The following is an 885-nucleotide window of genomic DNA, read 5'->3' on the forward strand; positions in this document are numbered from 1 at the left end:
TTTACTTCCTCAAACCATTTTTCAAACTCTAGACTTGGAAGCAACTCTTCATCCTTGTCATAACGGCCTTCATAGCTATAGCGACTATCAAGGCTGTTTTTCTGAGCATCATAAATCAACCACATTTCAGTTGGATGCTCACGATTATATTCTTGGCAAATATCAATCATTGCCTTTACATCCTTGACACCTTCTTTCAACAAGAGAGATTGTAAACTGGTATCAATGAGTGATTTTGTAGGTAAAAAATCATTTACTAAGTGTTTATGTACAATATTTCCTTTAATCTTATAAAATAGATTAAAACTATACAAACTGTCCGCTATCGCATAGATATATATTTTATCTGCTTGATTTTGAACATATTCCATTGCTAATGAAATCATGCTAACCTGAACTTCCATAAATTTATCTTCAAATTGTGTCATTTGTAACTCCTACAATTCCTGTTCTTTTACTTCCTCAAACCATTTTTCAAACTCTAGACGTGGAATTAATTCCTCATCCTTGTCATAGCGCCCCTCATAGCTATAGCGACTATCAAGGCTGTTTTTCTGTACATCATAAATCAACCACATCTCAGTTGGGTGTTCACGATTGTACTCTTCGCACAGCTTAACCATTCTTTCTATATCTTGTGCCCCAATTCCTAATAGACTAAACTGAATTTCATCTGAACTATCTATTTTATTAGGTAGGTGATCCGAAATCTCATCTCTATCTAGATAATGATTATTAGTTTTAAAAAATACATCAAATCTATAAAAACCATACGCAACGCAATAAATAAAAATTTTATCTGCTTGATTTTGGACATATTCCATAGCTAATGAAACCATTTCAATCTGGATTTCCATAAATTTATCTTCAAATTGTGCCATTTGT

2 protein-coding genes are annotated in these 885 nt (G+C 32.7%); both read right to left on the reverse strand.

Going from position 1 to position 885, the window contains the following annotated elements:
* Positions 1-428, reverse strand: a 428-nt coding sequence (locus tag HMPREF3237_RS04320; protein WP_070888961.1) for a hypothetical protein, incomplete at its 3' end; no start/stop codon positions are given.
* A 9-nt stretch (positions 429-437) separates the two neighbouring features.
* Positions 438-881 carry a hypothetical protein gene (locus HMPREF3237_RS04325; RefSeq protein WP_070888962.1) on the reverse strand — a complete coding sequence of 148 codons (444 nt, stop codon included), beginning with the start codon at positions 879-881 and terminating at the stop codon, positions 438-440.
* Positions 882-885 lie beyond the last annotated feature (4 nt).

The organism is Streptococcus sp. HMSC34B10 (assembly GCF_001839505.1).
GTDB lineage: Bacteria > Bacillota > Bacilli > Lactobacillales > Streptococcaceae > Streptococcus > Streptococcus peroris.

Bases quoted from the DNA above. Each gene is read 5' to 3' on its own strand.
- HMPREF3237_RS04325 (WP_070888962.1), bottom strand. From the start codon at position 881: ATGGCACAATTTGAAGATAAATTTATGGAAATCCAGATTGAAATGGTT.